This window comes from Serratia sp. 22278 (assembly GCF_052045405.1).
Lineage (GTDB): Bacteria > Pseudomonadota > Gammaproteobacteria > Enterobacterales > Enterobacteriaceae > Serratia > Serratia marcescens.
This window is the reverse complement of the sequence record NZ_JBQEOW010000018.1, coordinates 38,566-59,483: the sequence shown is the minus strand read 5'-3', so window position 1 is coordinate 59,483 and position 20,918 is coordinate 38,566. Positions and strand designations below refer to the sequence as shown.

Genomic DNA, 20,918 nt, shown 5'->3' with positions numbered 1-20,918 from the left:
AACAGCATCTCGTTATGGTTGGCGTGCTGCGGCGCAGCGGGCGCTCTGCCCGGCCGCAGCCTCGTTTTAACCTTACCGCCGTCCCTGGGCTTTTACCAACATAAACCGCTCGTTAGCTCAGTTGTTGAGCAATGTTTCGCACTTATTGGCGCGCCAGGCGGCCGTGCGCGGGAGCGAATGCGACGTTGCTGCGCCACGGGTTGATATCCAGACCGCCGCGGCGGGTGTAGCGGGCGTAAACCGTCAGGCTTTGCGGCCGGCAGTAGCGCATCAGATCGTTGAAGATGCGCTCGACGCACTGCTCGTGGAATTCGTTGTGGTGACGGAAGGAAACCAGATAGCGCAGCAGCGCTTCGCGATCGATCTTGCCGCCGCGATAGCTTATCTGCACCGAGCCCCAATCCGGCTGATGGGTGATCAGGCAGTTGGACTTCAGCAGGTGGCTGACCAATTGCTCTTCCACCACCTCTTCACCGGCGGCGTTCAGCAGGTAGTCGGCGCTGAACTCATAATTGTCGATGCGGATATCCTGCTGGTCGATGCAGTCGCCGGCCAGACGGGCGATCGGCGTGTCTTCCAGCTGCTCGACGCTGAACAGGGTGACGCTGACCTCGCCCTGGGCGCAGGCGGACAGATCGCGCTGCAGGGTGCTGCGCACCATTTCCCAATCGGCGAACGGCGTTTGATTGAAGCTGTTGAGATACAGCTTGAAGCTTTTCGATTCGATCAGGTTCAGGCTGTCGGCGTTGAGGCTGATCTCGCCGACCGCTACCTGCGGCAGCCCGTTGGCGTTCAGCCAGGAGAGTTCGTACAGCGTCCAGATGTCGGCGCCGTGGAAGGGCAGGTTGTCGGGATACAGCCCCAGCGGCTCGCGGTTCATGCTGCGCGGCACCGCCTGCAGCAACGTGGCGTCGTAGCGATCGCGGTAAGCGGTGGGTTTGCCCAGCGTCAGCCCTGACAGGGCCTGGTGGTCTTGATAGGAGGACATCTGCTGTCACCTCGGTCAGAGATAGGTACAATGGCCGTCAGTTTAACGTATGCGAGAAAGAATATGGACCATGATGTATCGCACGCTCTGCGTGAATTCACTCAACGCTATGTCGAGTTGTGGCAGCAAGCGCGCGGCCACGCGCCGGCCAGCCAGGCGCTGTACGGCGTGCCGTCGCCCTGCATCGTGGAGAATCGCGAGGACGACGTGCTGTGGTTGCCGCAGCCTTTCGAACCGGCGGCGACGCTGGAGAAGGTAGAAGCCGCGCTGGAGCTGCGTTTGCAGCCGGATGCGCACCGTTTCTACACGCAGCAATACGCGGGTGACATGAGCGCGCAATTTGGGGAGCATCGCCTGAGCCTGCTGCAGGTCTGGAGCGAGGAGGATTTTATCCGCCTGCAGGAGAACCTGATCGGTCATCTGGTGACGCAAAAACGTCTCAAGCTGTCGCCAACGCTGTTCCTGGCGACCACCGAATCCGAGATGACGATGGTGTCGCTGTGCAACGTCAGCGGCAACGTGGTGCTGGAACAATTCGGCAGCGATAAGCGCACCTTGTTGGCGGCGACGCTGGGGAATTTCCTCGATGCGCTGCGCCCGGTGCTGGACTGAAGCGCGGCGGATTCGCCGTCGCCCGTGTGAGATATCTCTCACACGGGCTGTGAGATATCGCTCTTAATTTTTCCCACCTTTTTCCAGACTATGAGATTATTGTTATCCAGATCAATTGGTTAGAATTTCTTTAGGATAACTCTTAGGCTTAATTTAGTGTGAGACGTCTCCCAAACCCTTGTGATTCCGGGGAATTTAAGCGATCTTATCGTTACCGGAACGGAACCGGCGGAGCAGGAAAGCATCAGGATGATGCAGCTTCAGGACGAAGAAAAGGATGCGCTCAGGCAAGAGCGAAGGATGGCGTCAGGAGATGCCCAGGATGTTTCAGGATAGAAACCAGGGACACCTCCAGGACGGAGATTGAGAGCCGACACAGGACTGTCGGCGGGTCAGGAAGGCTGAGGAACCGCGTCAGGACGATGCTGCAGGATGATGCAAGGATCACTTGGTCAGGATGGCCGCAGGAAAAGTTTTCAAGGATTGAGCAGGGAGCACACTGTGTAGCGGGATGGCTATAAAACGAACCGGGGGCACTGTTAACGCAGTGCCCCCAACTTTTTGTTCTCTCCCGCCGTGCGTGCTCTTCTGCTGCTTAATCCATCGTCAGCGTTAACCAATCGCGCCCAGCGTATCGCCTGCGCCCTGTTTTTTCGGCAGCAGGAACAGCGTGGCGTAGATATCCAGCAGGTAAATCGCCGCCAGCAGGCTGATGGCGGCGGTGAACGACACCTGCGTCACCAGCGCGCCGATCACCAATGGCCCCAGGCCGCCGACGCCGCGCCCGAGATTGAACAGAATGTTTTGCGCGGTAGCGCGCGCCTGCACCGGGTAGGTATCGGAAATCAATGCGCCGTAGCCGCCGATCATGCCGTTAACAAACATGCCCATCACGGCGCCGGCGAACAGCATCAGCATCGGATCGCTCAACTGGGCGTAGCCGATCACCATCACCACCGCGCCTATCTGATACAACACGAAAATCTTCCAGCGGGCGAAGCGATCGGCCAGCATGCCAAACAGCCAGATGCCGAACGTCATGCCGACCACCGTCACCGCCGTCCACAGGCCGGACTTGGTGAGCGAGAAGCCGAAGTTTTTCGCCAGGTAAGTCGGCATCCAGATCATCAGCCCGTAGTAACCGAAGTTCTGCACCGAACAGAGAATGAAGATGCCGATGCTGGCCTTGCCGGTGGCGCGATCCTTAAACAGCAGGCGCAAACGCTGGAGGAAGGAGAGCGGTTGTCCGGCGTCTTTCTGCCGCACGAATTCCTCCGGTTCGCCCAGCGTGCGGCGGATCAGGAATGACGCCAGCGCCGGCAGCAGGCCGACCAGGAACATGCCGCGCCAGCCGATATGTTCCAGCAGCAGCGGCGTCAGGAAAGCGGCCGCCAGCACGCCCAATTGCCAGCCCATGCCGACGTACGCCGAAGCGCGGTTGCGCTTCTCCGCCGGCCAGGCTTCCGCGATCAGCGCCATGCCGATGCCGAATTCGCCGCCCAACCCGATGCCCGCCAGGGTGCGATAGGCCAGCAGATCCCAATAGCCTTGCGCCACGGCGCACAGGCCGGTGAACAGGGAAAACATCAGAATGGTGATGGTCAGCACCCGGATACGGCCGAAACGATCGCTGAGGTGGCCGAAGATCACGCCGCCCAGCACCGCGCCGATCAGCGTCCAGGTGACCAGCGAACCGGCGGCCGATGAGGATAATCCCAATTCGATGCTGATGGCCGGCAGCATAAAGCCGAGGATCAGCAGGTCAAACCCGTCCATGGCATAACCGGTGACCGAGGCCAACATGGCCTTACCGGGCGTCGCGTGGTTTTTTTTCTCTGTTATTACGGACATGAATCTTTATCTGTGTGGTGAATTCGGTGGCCCTATTGTGCCGCGCGACGGTGAACGTCACCAGATAAAAACGGTGAGCTGTCTCAGGCGCGCCGAATTTGGGCTATAAAAATGCTATGCTTTGCCGCCTTTCAGCCAGAGCGCTGAATACCATGATGAAAAGAGATCGGGAATGCAGATGAGTATACATAACCAGGTGCGCCGCAGTTTGCAGGCGATTGAACAATCCATGCGCGATCTGGCGCTGTGGCAGGCCGCGCCGCCTGAGCATGAGGCTTTCTCCAGCACCGAGCCGTTCTGCATCGACAGCATGTCGGCCGAAGCCTGGCTGCAGTGGGTGTTCTTGCCGCGCATGTATGCGTTGTTGGACGCCGAAGCGCCGTTGCCGACGCGCTTCGCCATCACGCCTTATTTCGAAGAGGCGTTGAAAGATCGTGAACCGAGCAGTCTGCCGCTGCTGGTGCTGCTGCAACAGCTGGATTTGATGTTGAATAAAGAGCCGTAATGCGCCGGCGGCGCGCAGATTTTTGCCGCCCGGCAGTGTAGAGTACTCGCGCGGATGCCGGGCAGGAGAGCCGACGGCGTCTTTCGGCTCGGTTTAACCGCAGCGGTTGACCGGGGGCTGCATTAGGATGATGAGGTGCTGCAATAATGGATTTATTAAGGTTTATCCTGCGTTTGCCTTTTACCCTGGTTAAGGGCGTTTGTCGCCTGCTGGGCGGGGCGTTGTCGCTGTTGGGGCGGTTGCTGAGACCGCTGGTCGGCAACCTCAGCTGGCGCGCGCCGGCCTGGTGGGCTGCGCTGCCACGCGGTTTTTTGCGGCTGGAAAGCGGCGTGGATAAACACCCGAAAGCGATCGGTCTGGGCCTGCTGCTGTTGGCAGGCGCTGCGGGCGGCGCATTTTACGGTTGGCACTGGTGGCAAAACCGGCCCCAACCGATTGAACCGGCGCCGATGGTGGTTCAGGAGATCAACGCCGAGGTGGCCAACCCCGAGCCGATAGACTACACCGCCGCCCGGCTGGCGCCGCAAACGGTGAGCCTGACCTTCAGCGGCTCGGCTGCGCCGATAACCGCGGCGGGCAAAACCGTGAGCGCCGGCATCACTCTGAAGCCGACGGCGGAAGGGCAGTGGGCGTGGAGTAATGAATCAACGCTGGTGTTCACGCCGAAAAAACCGCTGCCGATGGGTGCGAAATATGATGTGACCCTTGAGCCCGCCACCTTGCTGGCACCGCAGGTCAAGCTCGCCAAAACCCGCTATGCCTTCACCGTGCCCGCGTTCGATTACCGTCTGGGGCAGGCCGAGTATTACCGCGATCCGCAAAATGCGCAGAAACGCAGCGCGATTTTCAATCTGCAGTTCAACGCGCCGGTCGATGTCGCCAGCTTTGAAAAACAGATTTCGCTGGGATTGAAGGAAGGCAGCACGTCCTCCGAGAAAAAGCTGAATTTCTCTCTGGTCTATGACGAGAAAAAACTGAACGCCTGGGTGCATTCCGAGCCGCTGCAGGCGCTGGATCAGGGCGGCGCGGTACATCTGACCGTCGGCAAGGGCGTTAAATCGACGGCGGCCGGCAACGCGGTCGAAGAGGCGAAAAGCAACTGGGTCAAGGTACCGACGCTGTACAGCCTGGCGCTGAGCGACGCCAGCGCCCAGGTGGTGGACACCGACGCCGGCCAAGGGCAGCGTGCGCTGGTGGTCGGTTTCAGCGATGCGGTGAAGGATAAAGAGCTGGCGCGGGCCGCGAAAGCCTGGCTGCTGCCGCAGCACGATCCGAGCGATGCCGAGGCTGCCAACGATGCTGAAGATTTCTATCAATGGACGGTCGACAGCGTCGGCAAAAACGTGCTGGCGCAGGCGACGGCACTGCCGTTGGCGCTTAACGAGGCGGAAGAGGCCTACCAACCGCAGTTCAGCTTCCGTTTCGACGCCCCGGCGCACCGCTTTGTGCTGCTCGAGATCGATAACCAACTGGTTTCCGCCGGCGGTTACAAAATGCCGAAGAAGGTTTACCGCGTGGTCGAAGTGCCGGAGTTCCCGAAATCGCTGCAGTTCATGTCGCAGGGCTCGCTGCTGTCGGTCAACGGCGACAAGCAGATCAGCGTGGCGGCGCGCAACGTGGCGGGCCTGCGGCTGGACATCAAGCGGGTGATCCCGAGCCAGCTGCAGCACATCGTCTCCTTCAAAAGCCGGGAATACTCGTCCACGGAATTCAACCGGCTCAACGACGAATATTTCACCGAGCATTTCAAATACCAGACGGCGCTCAACAACGAGCGGCCGGGGGAAGTGAACTATCAGGGCATCGATCTCTCCCGCTATCTCTCCACCAACGCCAGTTCCCATCGCGGGGTGTTCCTGCTGACGCTGTCTGAATGGCAGCCGAACCGAAAACCGGCGGCGGAAGAGGCGGGCGCCGAACAGGATCAGGAACAGGATGAGAGCGAAGGGGAAGAGCAGCCCGACGTCGGCGATTCGCGCTTTGTGGTGGTGACCGATCTGGGCATCGTCGCCAAGAGCTCGCAGGACAAGACGCGCGACGTCTTTGTGCAGTCGATTCAAAGCGGCGCGCCGGTCAGCGGCGCCACCGTGTCGGTGGTGGCCAAAAACGGCGTGACGCTGCTCAGCCAAACCACCGGCGCCGATGGCCACGTGCGTTTCCCGGCGCTGGATGTGTACACCAACGAGCGCCAGCCGGTGATGTTCCTGGTGGAAAAAGAGGGGGATGTCTCCTTCCTGCCGACCGGCAGCTATAACGATCGCGGGCTGGACTTCTCGCGCTTCGACGTCGCCGGTGAACAAACGCCGACCGATCCGCGCACGCTCAGCAGCTACCTGTTCTCCGATCGCGGCGTTTATCGGCCGGGGGATACTTTCAATATTGGCCTGATCACCCGTGCCGCCGACTGGGGCGTTGGCCTGGCCGGCGTGCCGGTGCGCGCCGAAATCCGCGATCCGCGCGACAAGCTGATGTCCACCGTGCCGCTGACGCTGGGCGCCAGCGGTTTCAACGAGCTGAGCTATACCACCGATGAAAACTCACCGACCGGCGAGTGGAACGTCTACCTGTATCTGATCGGCAAAAACAACGACACCTCCACGCTGCTCGGCCATACCGCAGTCAATGTGAAGGAGTTCGAACCGGATCAGCTGAAAGTGAAACTGGCGTTGACGCCGGACCGCCAGCAAGGCTGGGTAAAACCGTCTGAGCTGAAGGCCAGCATCGATGTGCAGAACCTGTTCGGCACCCCGGCGCAGGATCGCCGCGTGACCACCAGGCTGACGCTGCGGCCGATGTATCCGAGCTTCGATCGTTTCCCGGATTATGCGTTCTATGAAAACCGACAAAACAGCGACGGGTTCGAGACCGAGCTGGAAGATCGCTCCACCGATGAGCACGGCGCGGCCGATATTCCGCTCGATCTGAAATCCTACGCCGACGCCACCTATCAGCTGCAATTGCTGTCGGAGGCGTTCGTCGCCGGCGGCGGGCGTTCGGTGGCGGCTACCGCCCGCACGCTGGTTTCCCCTTACGATTATCTGATCGGCGTGAAGGCGGACGGCGATCTGGGCTACATCAACCGCGACGCGGAGCGGCATCTGAACGTGATCGCCATCGATCCGGCCCTGAAACAGATCGCCATGCCGAACCTGAAGCAGGTGTTGATCGAGCAGAAATACATTTCGGTGCTGACCAAACAGGATTCGGGCGTTTACAAATACCAGTCGAAGATGAAGGAAGTGCAGTTGTCGGAACAGCCGCTGGCGCTGGGCGAGCAGGGCGCGGATCTGCGGCTGGCGACCGATAAGCCGGGCGACTTCGTGCTGGTGATTGAAGATGCGCAGGGCAAGACGCTCAACCGCGTCGCCTACAGCGTGGCCGGCAACGCCAACCTGAGCCGTTCGCTGGATCGCAACGCCGAACTGAAGCTGAAACTCAACCAGGCGGAATACCAGCCCGGTGAGGAGATCGAGGTGGCGATCAACGCGCCTTATACCGGCAGTGGCTTGATCACCATTGAAAAGGAAAAGGTTTACGCCTGGCAGTGGTTCCACACCGACACCACCAGCTCGGTGCAGACGATCCGCGTGCCGGTCGGCATGGAGGGCAACGGCTACATCAACGTGCAGTTCGTGCGCGACATCAACTCCAGCGAGATCTTCATGAGTCCGCTGAGCTACGGCGTGATGCCGTTCAAGATCAGCACCAAGGCGCGCCAAAACAGCCTCGAGGTGACGGCGCCGGAGGTCATCAAGCCGGGTGAAAACCTGACGATGACGGTCAAGACCGATGCGCCGCAGCAGGTGGCGCTGTTCGCCGTCGATGAGGGCATTCTGCAGGTGGCGCGTTACCGTCTGAAGGATCCGCTGGAGTTCTTCTTCAGCAAGCGCGAACTGAACGTGAGCAGCTCGCAGATCCTCGATCTGATCCTGCCGGAGTTCAGCAAGCTGATGGCGCTGACCGCGGCGCCGGGCGGCGATGCGGGCGAAGGGCTGGATCTCAACCTCAACCCGTTCAAGCGCAAGCGCGATAAGCCGGTGGCCTATTGGTCCGGCATTACCGAGGTCAGCGGCGAGAAACAGTTCGTCTATCCGGTGCCGGATTACTTCAACGGCAAGATCCGCGTCATGGCGATTTCGGTGACGCCGGAGAAAATCGGTAAGGCGCAAACCGCCGCCACGGTACGCGACAGCTTCATCATGACGCCGAACGTGCCGGCGATGGTGGCGCCGGGCGACGAGTTCGACGTCAGCGTGGGCGTCAGCAACAACCTCGAAGGGCTGAACGGCCAGTCGGTGGCCATCAACGTCCTGTTGACGCCGCCGCCGCAGTTGGAGGTGGTGGGCAACGCGACGCAAAGCCTGACGCTGGCGGCAAAACGCGAAGGCGTGATCACCTTCCGTCTGCGCGCCAAAGCCGTGCTGGGCGATGCGCCGCTGGTGTTCGACGCCCGTTACGGCGACCAGGCCAGCCGCCGCACCGTCAGCACCTCGGTGCGGCCGGCGGCGCCGTACCGCACCCAGTCGGTGATGGGGCGCATGAGCGGCGGCAGCCAGAACGTCGATGGCCTGCGCCAGATGTTCGACGCTTTCGCGCAGCGCCGGGCGGCGGTGTCGAATTCGCCGCTGGTGCTGACCAGCGGGCTGGCGCAATACCTGGCGGATTACCCGTATTACTGTTCCGAGCAGATCGTCAGCCGCTCCATTCCGCTGATGCTGCAGAGCCGTCATCCGGAGATGAAAAGCAGCCTGAGCCAGGCGGAAGTCAGCAAGCAGTTGCGCAATCTGCTGGGCGTGCTGCGCGCCCGTCAGAACGACAGCGGGGCGATCGGCGCCTGGCGTTCATCGCCGGATGCCGATCCTTTCGTCACGCCTTATGTGGTGCAATATCTGCTCGAAGCCAAAGCGGCGGGCTACGCCCTGCCGGAAGGCATGCTGGATGAAGCCAACGGCGCGTTGCGCGAGCTGGCGGCCAGCGGTTTCGACGATCTGTATCTGCTGCGCCTGCGCAGCTGGGCGGTTTACCTGCTGACGCTGCAGGGCGAAGTGACCACCAACTCGCTGGCGGCGGTGCAGGATACGCTGCAAAAACGCTATGGCGAAGAGTGGAAAACCGATCTGAGCGCGCTCTATCTGGCCTCTTCCTATCGCCTGTTGAAGATGGACGACGAAGCCGCCGCGCTGCTGCAACCGAGCTGGCAGCAACTGAGCAAGGCGTATGACAGCGCCTGGTGGACGCAGAACTATTTCGATCCGCTGGTGCAGGATGCGACGCGGCTGTATCTGATTACCCGCCACTTCCCGGAGAAGGTGGCGTCGATCCCGCCGCAGGTGCTGGAGAATATGGTCAAGGCGTTGAAAGAAGAGCGCTACACCACCTACTCTTCCGCGATGAGCATTCTGGCGTTGGAAAGCTACTCGGCCCAGGTGGCGGCGCAGTCCGCCAATGCGGATGCATTGGGCATCGCGCAGGTGGGCAAAGCCGGCGGCGAGCCGCAGCGCATCAGCGATCTGCAAGGGCTGTTCGTTCAGGGGCAATTTAACGCTGACGCCACTGCGGTGCGCTTCACCAACGGCGGCAGCGCGCCGGCCTGGTATGTGGTGACGCAGGCCGGTTACGACCTGAATGCGCCGCAAAAAGCGCTGTCGCGCGGGATTGAGATCGTCCGCGATTACACCGACGAACAGGGCAAGCCGGTGACGCAGGTGACGCTGGGGCAGAAGATCAATGTCCATCTGAAGGTGCGCGCCAACTCGAAAGAGGGGCAGAGCAACCTGGCGATCGTCGATCTGCTGCCGGGCGGGTTCGAAGTGGTGCAGCAGACGCCGCCGGAGCCGGCCGACGCCGGCGAGGAGAGCGACGATCGCGGCGGCTGGCAGTCGCCGCTGGCCGCCTCCGGCTCCACCTGGGCGCCGGACTACAGCGATATCCGCGAAGATCGGGTGATTATCTACGGCAGTGCCGGCACCGAGGTGCAGGAGTTTGTTTATCAGATCAAGGCCACCAATACCGGCAGCTTTATTGTTCCACCGGCCTACGGCGAAGCCATGTATGACCGTGAAGTGCAGGCCATGTCGGCCGGCGGCGGCAAGTTGGTGGTGGTGCCGGCGGGCAACGACTAGGCCATATCCGGCACCAGGCCAGCGTCTGGCGCCGGAATGCTGAGAACGTATGAAGATCCTGACCGGGCGCGTGCTGCAAAACGGCTTGATGGCGGCGTTTTTACTGGCGCTGCTGTTGGCCGCGATTCGGCTGTGGCCGCATCCGCCCCTGTGGCTGGGGCTGCCGCAGTCTTCCGTTTATTACGACAGGCACGGCGCGCTGTTGCGCATCACGCTGGCCAACGACGATCGCTACCGATTGTGGACCCCGCTGGAACAGGTGTCGCCGCTGGCGGTGCGCGGGCTGCTGCTGCACGAAGATCGCTGGTTCTACTACAACCCCGGATTTAACCCCGTCAGCCTGATGCGCGGCTTCTGGCGCAGCTATGTCGCCGGCGGCAAAATGCAGGGCGGATCGACCATCAGCATGCAGCTGGCGCGGATGCGCTGGCATCTCAATACCCGCACGCCAGGCGGCAAGCTGCTGCAGGTGCTGCGCGCGGTGCAGCTGGAATTGAGCTACTCCAAGCGTGATATCCTGGAAGCCTACCTGAATTACGCGCCCTACGGCCGCAATATCGAAAGCATCGGCGCCGCCAGCCTGATCTATTTCGCCAAGTCGCCGAAGGCGTTGACCCTGCCGGAGGCGCTGACGCTGGCGGTGTTGCCGCAGTCGCCCAGCTACCGTCTGGAGCCGAAAACCGGCGTGCTCGGCGCCGCATTGACGCAGGCGCGCAACCGTCTGTTCCTGCGCTGGCAACAGGTTTACCCGACTGACGCCAGCCAGCAAACGCTGTTCCGCCTGCCGCTGGCGCTGCGGCAGCCTGAGCAAGTGCCCTATATTGCGCCGCACTTTATCGAACAGCTGCGCCTGCAGACGCAGCAACTGGTGCAGCGCGACACTCGCGTCGACACTACGCTGGACGCCGGGTTGCAGCGGCTGGTCGAGCGACAGGTTAACGCCTTTATCGCCCGCAACCGCAGCCGCGGCATTCAAAACGCCGCGGTGCTGCTGGTGGACAGCCGCGATATGGGGGTGCGCGCGCTGGTGGGCTCGGCGGACTATTACAGCCGTCCAATTCAGGGGCAGGTGAACGGCACCAACGCCAAGCGTTCGCCGGGATCGACGCTGAAGCCGTTCATCTACGCGCTGGGCATGGAGCAGGGCGTGCTGCATCCGATGACCATCCTGAAAGACGTGCCTTCGTCGTTCGGCGCCTATGCGCCGGAAAATTTCGACCGGCGCTTCCTCGGCCCGGTGACCGCCACCGACGCGCTAAATTTCAGCCGCAATATTCCGGCGGTATATGTCGCCTCGCAGCTGCGCCAGCCGACTTTTTATCAGTTCTTACGCCTGACCGGCGTCGCCAATATGGCCAATGAGAGCCACTACGGGCTGTCGCTGGTATTGGGCGGCGGCGAGGTAACGGCGCAGGAATTGGCGAAGCTGTATGCGCTGCTGGCGAATCGCGGTGAGCTGCGGCCGCTTCGCATGCAGTTGAACCAGGCCGAATCGACGCCGGTGCGGCTGCTGAGCGAGGAGGCCAGTTTCATCACGCTGGATATGCTGCGCCAGCACCGGCGGCCGGGCGATACGCTGGCGCAGCGTTCTTCGTCGCTGCCGGTGTACTGGAAGACCGGCACCTCCTGGGGCTTTCGCGACGCCTGGAGCGTCGGGATTTTCGGTCCTTACGTGCTGGTGGTGTGGGAAGGCAATTTCGACGGGCGCGGCAACAATGCGTTGGTCGGCGCCGAGGCGGCCGCGCCGCTGTTTTTCAATATCATCGACAGCGTCAACGCCAGCTATCCTGCCCTGCGGGAACCGAAACATCCGTTCCCCAAGCGGCTGCGGCGGGTAGACATTTGTCTCGCCAGCGGCGATCTGCCGACGCCGTGGTGCCAGCAAAAGGGCAAGACCTGGTTCATTCCCGGCAAGTCGCCGATCAAGGTAGACAGCGTCTACCGGCCGGTGGTGCTGGATATTCACAGCGGCGAGGTCGTTTGCCCGCCGTATGATGCGGCGCAGACCCGCACCGAAATTTTTGAATTCTGGCCTTCCGATTTGGCCAACGTGTTCGCCCAGGCCGGGCTGCCGAAGCGGGCGCCGCCGGTCAATCGCTGCAAGGACAACGGCATCGCCGTCGGCGGCAACGCGCCGCGCATCACCTCGCCGTTGAAAAACACCACTTATACCCTGCGCCAGTCGCAGCAGGGACGGGACAACATCGCCTTCAATGCGGTGACGGACGCCGACAGCAAGACGGTGTACTGGTTCGTCGATGATATCTATCTCGGCAGCAGCGCCAGTAAAAAACCGATCGACTGGCGGCCGATCAACAATGGGCGTTACCGCATTCGGGCGGTGGACGATCGCGGCCGCGCCGATACGCGCCTGGTGACCATCGAATGGGTGAACTAGCGTTGCGTCTCATGCCTGTTATACTCGCGCCCGAAACGGCTATTGACCTGGGAACGCGATGTGATTGAGATTTTGTATCAGGATGAACACCTGGTGGCGGTGAACAAACCGTCGGGCTGGTTGGTGCACCGCAGTTGGCTGGACCGTCATGAAACTCGCTTTATGATGCAGACGGTGCGCGATCAGCTCGGGCAGCATGTCTTTACCGTGCACCGTCTCGATCGCCCGACGTCCGGCGTATTGCTGATGGCGCTCTCCAGTGAGGTGGCGCGCCTGCTGTCGCAGCAGTTCGAGCAGCACCAGGTGCAGAAAACCTATCATGCGGTGGTGCGCGGTTACGTGCAGGAGGAGGCGACCCTCGACTACCCGCTGACGGCTGAGCTGGATAAAATCGCCGATAAACATGCCGATGCCGACAAGGGGCCGCAGCCGGCGGTGACGCACTACCGGCCGTTGGCGCAGGTAGAGATGCCGGTGGCCATCGGCCGCTACGACAGCGCGCGGTACAGTCTGGTGGAACTGCAGCCGGAAACCGGCCGCAAGCACCAACTGCGGCGCCACATGGCGCATCTTCGCCATCCGATCATCGGCGACAGCAAGCACGGCGATCTGCGGCAGAACCGCGGGATGGCGCAGCATTTCGGCTGCCCGCGCCTGATGCTGCACGCCAGCCACCTGCAACTGACGCACCCGGTGACCGGCGAGCCGCTGCAGGTAACGGCGCGCTGGGACGAAGCCTGGCAAGGGGTGATGGCGCAGTTCGGCTGGGCGGGGGTATTCCCTGAACTTGCCGGGGTTGAGTTTAGCGCGGCTAACGGTCAGGATAGCTGACAATTTTTAAAGGTAATGAAGGGAGTAGGAGCCATGGCTCAGGTTGGTATCTTCGTGGGAACGGTCTACGGCAATTCGCTGCTGGTGGCGGAAGAGGCGCAAAACATCCTCAGCGAGCAGGGCCATGAGGTCAAACTGTTCGAAGAGGGCACGCTGGAGGCCTGGCAGTATTATCGTCAGCACTACGCGCTGGTGATCACCTCCACCACCGGGCAGGGCGATCTGCCGGACAGCATCGCGCCGCTGTTCCACGCTATCCGCGGTCGGGTTGGCTATCAGCCGGAGCTGCGCTATGGGCTGATCGCCCTCGGCGACAGCAGCTATGACAACTTCTGCGGCGCCGGGCGCGCGTTCGACGCGCTGCTGCAGGAGCAGGGTGCCACCCGCGTTGGCGAAGTGCTGGAGATCGATGCGATGGAACAGCCGGAGCCGGAAGTGGCCGCCTGCCCGTGGGTCGAGCAGTGGGGCACGCTGCTGCAGTCATAACGTAAAAAGGCGCCGCAAAAGGGCGCCTTAACGATGATGCGGGTTAACCGAACCGCATTATTTGCCGCGGGTGAGTTTTTCCAGATCGGCTTCGATCTCGGCAATCTTGTGCGACACCACGCCCTCGAGATGGCGCAGGTCGTCGAGGATTTTACGCTTCAGATCCACTTCCACCTGATCGCGCTGGCACAGCTGATCCAGCTCGTCGATCACGTAACGCAGGTTCGGGTTGATCTCGTGAATTTCCTTGTAGCCCTGGCCGGCGTTGTCCGCCACCACGGTTTTACGCTGGCGCGGGTACTTGAACTTCACGCTCTTGGCGAAGAACTCGCCTTTGTCCTTGCGGAAATAGATCTTGAGGATGTCGTTGTTGGCCTCTTGACGCAGGCTATAGCGATCGACGTCTTCCGGTTGATTGATGCCCAAACTCTTCAAGTTATCGTACATACTGCGCCCTCTTTAGATGTGATCGTTATATTCCACGACTGCAATTATGGCGGAAAGCGAGATCTGCGACTGTGACTGCCAGCGAAACGCAGACAAAAAAATAGCGGGTGAATCACCCGCTATTTCAATTTAGTCGATAGTGCGCAATAACTCATTAATGCCGACTTTACCGCGGGTTTTGGCGTCGACTTTCTTGACGATCACCGCGCAGTACAGGCTGTAAGAACCGTCTTTCGACGGCAGGTTGCCGGAAACCACCACCGAACCCGCCGGCACGCGGCCGTAATGGATTTCGCCGGTCTCGCGGTCATAGATGCGGGTGCTCTGGCCGAGGTAAACGCCCATCGAAATCACCGAGCCTTCTTCCACGATCACGCCTTCCACCACTTCGGAGCGCGCGCCGATGAAGCAGTTGTCTTCGATGATGGTCGGGTTGGCCTGCAGTGGCTCCAGCACGCCGCCGATACCGACGCCGCCGGACAGGTGAACGTTTTTGCCGATCTGCGCGCAAGAACCGACGGTGGCCCAGGTGTCGACCATGGTGCCTTCGTCGACGTAGGCGCCGATGTTAACGTAAGACGGCATCAGCACGGTGTTGCGAGCGATGAACGCGCCCTGGCGCACGGTGGCCGGCGGCACGACGCGGAAACCTTCCTTCTGGAAGCGCGCTTCGTCGTAGTCGGCGAATTTCATCGGCACTTTGTCGTAGTAGCGGGTTTCCGCGCCGTCCATCACCTTGTTGTCGTTGATGCGGAAAGAGAGCAGCACGGCTTTCTTCAGCCACTGGTGGGTGACCCATTGACCGTCGATCTTCTCGGCAACGCGCAGGGCGCCGCTGTCCAACAGGCCGATCACCTGGTTTACCGCTTCGCGCGTTACGGTGTCTACGTTCGCCGGAGTGATGTCCGCACGGCGTTCGAAGGCGCTTTCAATAACGTTCTGTAATTGCTGCATGCTGTTCTCTTTCCTGATGTTGTCGGTAAAAAGTTACTTGTATCACATTTTATCGTTTGGGGTGAGGGCCTCTGTCAACCGTTGCTCCAACTTTCTGCGCGTTTCTTGGTCGAGCGCGCGCCGCTCGCCGTCGGCCAGGATAAACAAATCCTCGACCCGCTCGCCGATGGTGGAAATGCGCGCGCCGTGCAGCGACAGCCCCAGATCGGCGAACACTTCGCCCACCCGCGCCAGCAGGCCGGGTTGGTCGAGCGCGGTCAGCTCCAGGTAGCTGCGGCGATCGGTGTGGGTCGGCAGGAAAGTGACCTCGGTCGGCACGCTGAAGTGGCGCAGCTTGGAAGAGGGGCGGCGCACGCGCGGCGGCTGGTACTCCCGCTGGGTGATGGCCTGCAGCAGCGCCTGGCGGATCGCCGCGTGGCGATCCTGCGCCAGCGGGCTGCCGTCCGGCTCCAGCACGATAAAGGTGTCCATCGCCATACCGTCGCGGTTGGTGAAGATCTGGGCGTCGTGCACGCTCAGGTTGCGGCGATCCATCTCTCCGGCGACGGCGGCGAACAGGTAAGGGCGATCCGGGCTCCAGATGAAGATCTCGGTGCCGCCGCGCGTCGCCTGGCGGCTGACCAGCACCAGCGGCTGGGTGGAGTCGTGGGCCAGCAGGTGGCGGGCGTGCCAGGCCAGCTGATTCGGCGAGTGGCGCAGGAAGTAATCGGCGCGGCAGCGGCTCCAGATGCGGTGCAGCGCCTCTTCGTCGATGTTGTCCATGCGCAGCAGCGCCAGCGCCTGCAGGCGATGGTGGCGCACGCGTTCGCGCAAATCCGGGCTGTTTTGCATGCCGCGGCGCAGCTGTTTTTCGGTGGCGAAATACAGCTCGCGCAACAGGCTCTGCTTCCAGCTGTTCCACAGGGTTTCGTTGGTGGCGCAGATATCCGCCACCGTCAGGCACACCAGATAGCGCAGGCGGGTTTCGCTCTGCACTTCGCTGCTGAACTGCTGGATCACCGTCGGATCCTGGATATCGCGGCGCTGCGCGGTGACCGACATCAGCAGGTGGCAGCGCACCAGCCAGGCCACCAGCTGGGTTTCTCGCGAGTTGAGGCCGTGCAGTTCGGCGAACTCCACCACGTCTTCCGCGCCGAGGATCGAGTGATCGCCGCCGCGCCCTTTGGCGATATCGTGGAACAAGGCCGCCAGCAGCAGCAGTTCCGGGTGCGGCAGGCGCGGATACAGCTCCACGCACAGCGGATGGCGCGGCCGGGTTTGCGCATCGGCGAAGCTCTCCAGCTTCTGCAGCACGCGGATAGTGTGTTCGTCGACGGTATAGGCGTGGAACAGATCGAACTGCATCTGCCCGACGATCTTGCCCCACTGCGGCATATAGGCCCACAGCACGCTGTGACGGTGCATCGGCACCAGCGCGCGCGACACCGCGCCGGGGTGACGCAGGATGGCCATAAACAGATCGCGCGCTTCCGGGATGGTGCACAGCGGCTGTTTCAGGTGGCGGCGCGCGTGGCGCAGCTGGCGCACGGTGGTGGAGTAAATGCCCTTGATCTCGCGGTTGCGCACCATCAGGTAGAACATGCGCATGATGGCTTGCGGCTCGCGGATAAACAGCGTTTCGTCACGCAGATCGATCAGATCGCCGCGCAGCTGGAAATCGTCGTTCAGCGGACGCGGCTTTTCGGTGGCGTCCAGCGCCAGGATGGCTTCGTCGAACAGCTGCAGCAGCATGTGGTTCAGCTCGCCGACGCGGCGCGTCATGCGGTAGAAGTCTTTCATCATGCGCTCGACCGGCTCGTTGCCTTCGCCTTCATAGCGCAGCAGCTGCGCCACGCTGAGCTGACGATCGAACAGCAGACGGTTGTCGTAACGCGGCAGCACCAGATGCAGCGCAAAGCGGATGCGCCACAGGAAGCTCTGGCATTCGTTCAGCTCGTTGCGCTCGGCCTGGGTGAGGAAACCGAAACCGACCATTTCGTCCAGCGAGGTGGCGCCGAAGTGGCGGCGCGCCACCCACAGCAGCGTGTGGATGTCACGCAGGCCACCGGGGCTGCTTTTGATATCCGGTTCCAGGTTATAGCTGGTGCCGTGGTAGCGCTGATGACGCTCCTGCTGCTCGCTGATCTTGGCGTGGAAGAACTGCGGCGAGGGCCAAAAGCCGTCGCTGAAGATATGCTTTTGCATCTGCAGGAACAGCGCGACGTCGCCGCAAATCATGCGCGATTCGATCAGGTTGGTGGCCACGGTCAGATCCGCCAGCCCTTCCAGCAGGCACTCTTCCAGGGTGCGCACGCTGTGGCCCACTTCCAGCTTGAGATCCCACAGCAGGGTGATGAACTCGCCGACCCGCTGCGACTGTTGCTCCGTCAGCCGGCGCTGGCTGAGCACCAGCACGTCGATATCCGACAGCGGATGCAGCTCGCCGCGGCCATAACCGCCGACCGCCACCAGCGCGGTTTCCGGGATATCTTCAAAGCCGTAGAACGTCCACAGCCGGCGCAGCAGGCGATCGATGAAGTCGCTGCGCGCCGCCACCAGGCTTTCGGCGCTGGAGCCGGCGTCGAACGCCGCCGCCAGCCACAGCTGGAACTGCTCCAGCCGCTGTTTCAGCAGCGGGCAGGTGAGCTCGTCGTCGCCGTAGACGCTGGGAGAGGCGGGCGGCATCGGCACGGCCGGTTGAAGGAGATTGTCAGACATAGTGCGCAGCCCATAAAAAAGGCCGGCATAAGCCGGCCTGGTGACATTCTGCACGCGGCGTGCGCCGCAGTGCTTACATCTCGTGCGTAATGATGTTGGGGATGGTGTCATCCTTGCGCAACGTCATTATCTCGCAGCCGTTATCAGTGACCACAATAGTATGCTCATACTGCGCCGACAAGCTGCGATCTTTGGTTTTTACCGTCCAGCCGTCTTTCATGGTGCGGATACGGTAGTCGCCGGCGTTGACCATCGGTTCGATGGTGAAGGCCATGCCCGGCTGCAGCACCACGCCGCCGTCGTCCGCGTCATAGTGCAGCACCTGCGGCTCTTCGTGGAACACTTCGCCGATGCCGTGGCCGCAGTACTCGCGCACCACGGAGAACTTCTCGGCTTCGACGAATTGCTGGATGGCTTTGCCCAAGGTGCGCAGACGGATGCCCGGTTTGACCATCTTCAGCGCCAGATACAGGCTTTCCTGAGTGACGCGGCACAGGCGCTCGCCCAGAATGGTCGGTTTGCCGACGATGAACATCTTCGAGGTGTCGCCGTGGAAACCGTCTTTAATCACGGTCACGTCGATGTTGACGATGTCGCCGTCTTTCAGCGTTTTGTCATCGCTCGGGATGCCGTGGCACACCACTTCGTTCACCGAGATGCACACGGATTTCGGGAAGCCGTGGTAGCCGAGGCAGGCGGAGATGGCCTGCTGCTCGTTGGTGATGTACTCGTGACAGATACGGTCCAGTTCGCCGGTGGTCACGCCAGGTTTGACGTGCGGCTCGATGATCTCCAGCACTTCGGCGGCCAGGCGGCCGGCCACGCGCATTTTTTGGATGTCATCAGGTGTTTTAATTGAGATTGCCATGAAATTCGTCCGCAGGTGTCGTTATCGTCGACAATAAGAAGCAGTGACTTATGGTATCAGCCCGGCCGGGGGCTGCCAAATTTCATTTCCTGACGCCCGGCGAAACGCAACAAAAGTTGGTGTCTGCGGCGGGTTTATGGTATAAAGCGCGCCGGCGATCCGCGACTTGGTTCTTGTGACCTGGCGGGAATCGGCCGAAAATACTTTAACTGCACTCATTTTGTGTAAATAACACACACGTATCGGCACATCCGCCGGGGTGCCCTGAGGTGACTTGTCGCCGCCAGGGTCGGCGTTATGGGATACGTGGAGGCATAACCCCAATTAATCTATAGAGGTTTAATCATGGCAACTGTTTCCATGCGCGACATGCTCAAGGCTGGTGTTCACTTTGGTCACCAGACCCGTTACTGGAACCCGAAAATGAAGCCTTTCATCTTCGGCGCTCGTAACAAGGTTCACATCATCAACCTGGAGCAGACCGTACCAATGTTCAACGCCGCTCTGGCTGAACTGAGCAAGATCTCTTCCCGTAAAGGCAAGATCCTGTTCGTTGGTACCAAACGCGCAGCAAGCGAAGCGGTAAAAGACGCTGCGAACAGCTGTGACCAGTTCTTCGTGAACCACCGCTGGTTGGGTGGCATGCTGACTAACTGGAAAACCGTTCGTCAGTCCATCAAGCGTTTGAAAGATCTGGAAATCCAGTCTCAAGACGGCACCCTGGACAAGCTGACCAAGAAAGAAGCGCTGATGCGCACTCGTGAACTGGCCAAGCTGGAAAACTCCCTGGGCGGTATCAAAGATATGGGCGGTCTGCCAGACGCACTGTTCGTTATCGATGCCGATCACGAGCACATCGCGATCAAAGAAGCCAACAACCTGGGTATCCCGGTATTCTCTATCGTTGATACCAACTCCAACCCAGACGGCGTTGACTTCATCATCCCTGGTAACGACGACGCAATCCGTGCAGTAAACCTGTACCTGACTGCTGTTGCTGCCGCTGTGCGTGAAGGTCGTTCTCAAGATCTGGCCGTTCAGGCGGAAGAAGGCTTCGTAGAAGCTGAATAATAAGGCAAGCTCGTCACTGAGCCCTTATTAACCAGGTATTGACATATGTTGGTTAGGGGGGCCTGTTAAGGCCCCCTTTGCTTATCTGAATGAGAACTGTCTCCACGCGAGATAACCGAGGAAAAAGAAATGGCTGATATTACCGCTGCCCTGGTAAAAGAACTGCGCGAGCGTACCGGCGCTGGCATGATGGATTGCAAGAAGGCGCTGGTTGAATCCAACGGCGACATCGAACTGGCAATCGAAAACATGCGTAAGTCCGGTGCGATCAAAGCCGCTAAAAAAGCAGGCAACGTGGCTGCTGACGGCGTGATCAAAACCAAGATCGAAGGCAACTACGGCATCATTCTGGAAGTTAACTGCCAGACTGACTTCGTAGCAAAAGACGCCGGTTTCCAGGCGTTCGCCGACAAAGTGCTGGATGCCGCTATGGCTGGCAAAATCACTGACGTTGACGTGCTGAAAGCACAGTTCGAAGAAGAGCGCGTAGCGCTGGTGGCAAAAATCGGCGAAAACATCAACATTCGTCGCGTTGCTTCCCTGGAAGGCGACGTGCTGGGCAGCTACCTGCACGGCGCGCGTATCGGCGTTCTGGTTGCGGCTAAAGGCGCGGACGAAGAACTGGTTAAGCAAATCGCAATGCACGTTGCGGCGAGCAAGCCAGAGTTCGTGAAGCCAGAAGACGTGTCTGCTGAAGTGGTAGAAAAAGAGTACCAGGTTCAGCTGGACATCGCCATGCAGTCCGGCAAGCCGAAAGAAATCGCAGAGAAAATGGTTGAAGGCCGCATGAAGAAATTCACCGGCGAAGTTTCTCTGACCGGTCAGCCTTTCGTTATGGATCCGAGCAAATCCGTTGCTCAGGTGCTGAAAGAGCACAACGCTGACGTGACCAACTTCATTCGCTTCGAAGTGGGCGAAGGCATCGAGAAAGTCGAAACCGACTTCGCTGCTGAAGTTGCCGCGATGAGCAAACAGTCTTAATGACTGTCGATGGAACCGCCGTCTGGCGGTTCCATACTATCCAGCCAGAATTACACCGGTGGCAGGCCCTGCAGCGTGATACTCACCTCAGGCGCGTTTCATCGGCT

Annotated in this window: 14 protein-coding genes; 8 read left to right on the top strand and 6 right to left on the bottom strand. The window is 60.8% G+C overall.

Translation table 11 applies throughout. From position 1 onward, the window contains the following. Positions 1–142: 142 nt before the first annotated feature. Positions 143–988 carry an NADPH-dependent 7-cyano-7-deazaguanine reductase QueF gene (queF, locus tag ACTJJ6_RS22285; RefSeq protein ID WP_016929900.1) on the bottom strand — a complete coding sequence of 282 codons (846 nt, stop codon included), beginning with the start codon at positions 986–988 and terminating at the stop codon, positions 143–145. Positions 989–1,051: 63 nt separating this feature from the next. On the opposite strand from queF, the gene syd reads away from it, so the two are divergent. Then, positions 1,052–1,600, top strand: coding sequence for a SecY-interacting protein (gene syd, locus ACTJJ6_RS22280; protein WP_016929899.1), 549 nt, complete (start codon positions 1,052–1,054; stop codon positions 1,598–1,600). Between the two features lie 612 nt (positions 1,601–2,212). On the opposite strand, the gene ACTJJ6_RS22275 is transcribed toward syd, so the two are convergent. Next, positions 2,213–3,451: an MFS transporter gene (locus tag ACTJJ6_RS22275; RefSeq protein ID WP_028127530.1), complete on the bottom strand. Its 1,239-nt coding sequence runs from the start codon at positions 3,449–3,451 to the stop codon at positions 2,213–2,215. 178 nt (positions 3,452–3,629) lie between these two features. Between ACTJJ6_RS22275 and ACTJJ6_RS22270 the strand changes: the two genes are divergently transcribed. The 5 genes from ACTJJ6_RS22270 (at position 3,630) to ACTJJ6_RS22250 (ending at position 13,793) form a co-directional block, all read left to right on the top strand. Continuing rightward, on the top strand, positions 3,630–3,956 hold the full coding sequence (locus tag ACTJJ6_RS22270) for a YqcC family protein (protein WP_028127529.1): 327 nt from the start codon (positions 3,630–3,632) through the stop codon (positions 3,954–3,956). Positions 3,957–4,102: 146 nt separating this feature from the next. Continuing rightward, on the top strand, positions 4,103–10,078 hold the full coding sequence (locus tag ACTJJ6_RS22265; protein WP_440804412.1) for an alpha-2-macroglobulin: 5,976 nt from the start codon (positions 4,103–4,105) through the stop codon (positions 10,076–10,078). Positions 10,079–10,127: 49 nt separating this feature from the next. Continuing rightward, the gene (gene pbpC, locus ACTJJ6_RS22260) at positions 10,128–12,476 is read left to right on the top strand and encodes a penicillin-binding protein 1C (protein WP_193843051.1); all 2,349 of its coding nucleotides are present in this window, start codon (positions 10,128–10,130) and stop codon (positions 12,474–12,476) included. A 60-nt stretch (positions 12,477–12,536) separates the two neighbouring features. Continuing rightward, on the top strand, positions 12,537–13,307 hold the full coding sequence (truC, locus tag ACTJJ6_RS22255; protein WP_049299602.1) for a tRNA pseudouridine(65) synthase TruC: 771 nt from the start codon (positions 12,537–12,539) through the stop codon (positions 13,305–13,307). A gap of 33 nt (positions 13,308–13,340) precedes the next feature. Beyond that, positions 13,341–13,793 carry a flavodoxin gene (locus tag ACTJJ6_RS22250; RefSeq protein WP_440804409.1) on the top strand — a complete coding sequence of 151 codons (453 nt, stop codon included), beginning with the start codon at positions 13,341–13,343 and terminating at the stop codon, positions 13,791–13,793. A gap of 57 nt (positions 13,794–13,850) precedes the next feature. Here the strand turns inward: ACTJJ6_RS22250 and ACTJJ6_RS22245 are convergent, their stop codons facing one another. The 4 genes from ACTJJ6_RS22245 to map form a co-directional block, all read right to left on the bottom strand. Then, positions 13,851–14,240, bottom strand: coding sequence for a DUF3461 family protein (locus ACTJJ6_RS22245; RefSeq protein ID WP_004931929.1), 390 nt, complete (start codon positions 14,238–14,240; stop codon positions 13,851–13,853). 129 nt (positions 14,241–14,369) lie between these two features. Further along, positions 14,370–15,194, bottom strand: coding sequence for a 2,3,4,5-tetrahydropyridine-2,6-dicarboxylate N-succinyltransferase (dapD, locus tag ACTJJ6_RS22240; protein ID WP_004931932.1), 825 nt, complete (start codon positions 15,192–15,194; stop codon positions 14,370–14,372). A gap of 42 nt (positions 15,195–15,236) precedes the next feature. Further along, complete coding sequence (gene glnD, locus ACTJJ6_RS22235) at positions 15,237–17,891, bottom strand: bifunctional uridylyltransferase/uridylyl-removing protein GlnD (protein WP_028128316.1); 2,655 nt, start codon at positions 17,889–17,891, stop codon at positions 15,237–15,239. Between the two features lie 73 nt (positions 17,892–17,964). Further along, positions 17,965–18,759, bottom strand: coding sequence for a type I methionyl aminopeptidase (gene map, locus ACTJJ6_RS22230; protein ID WP_028127527.1), 795 nt, complete (start codon positions 18,757–18,759; stop codon positions 17,965–17,967). A gap of 345 nt (positions 18,760–19,104) precedes the next feature. Here map and rpsB point away from each other — a divergent pair, with 345 nt between their 5' ends. After that, entirely contained in the window at positions 19,105–19,830 is a 726-nt protein-coding gene (gene rpsB, locus ACTJJ6_RS22225; RefSeq protein ID WP_016929891.1) for a 30S ribosomal protein S2, read from the top strand. Positions 19,831–19,959: 129 nt separating this feature from the next. Beyond that, complete coding sequence (gene tsf, locus ACTJJ6_RS22220) at positions 19,960–20,811, top strand: translation elongation factor Ts (protein ID WP_016929890.1); 852 nt, start codon at positions 19,960–19,962, stop codon at positions 20,809–20,811. Positions 20,812–20,918 lie beyond the last annotated feature (107 nt).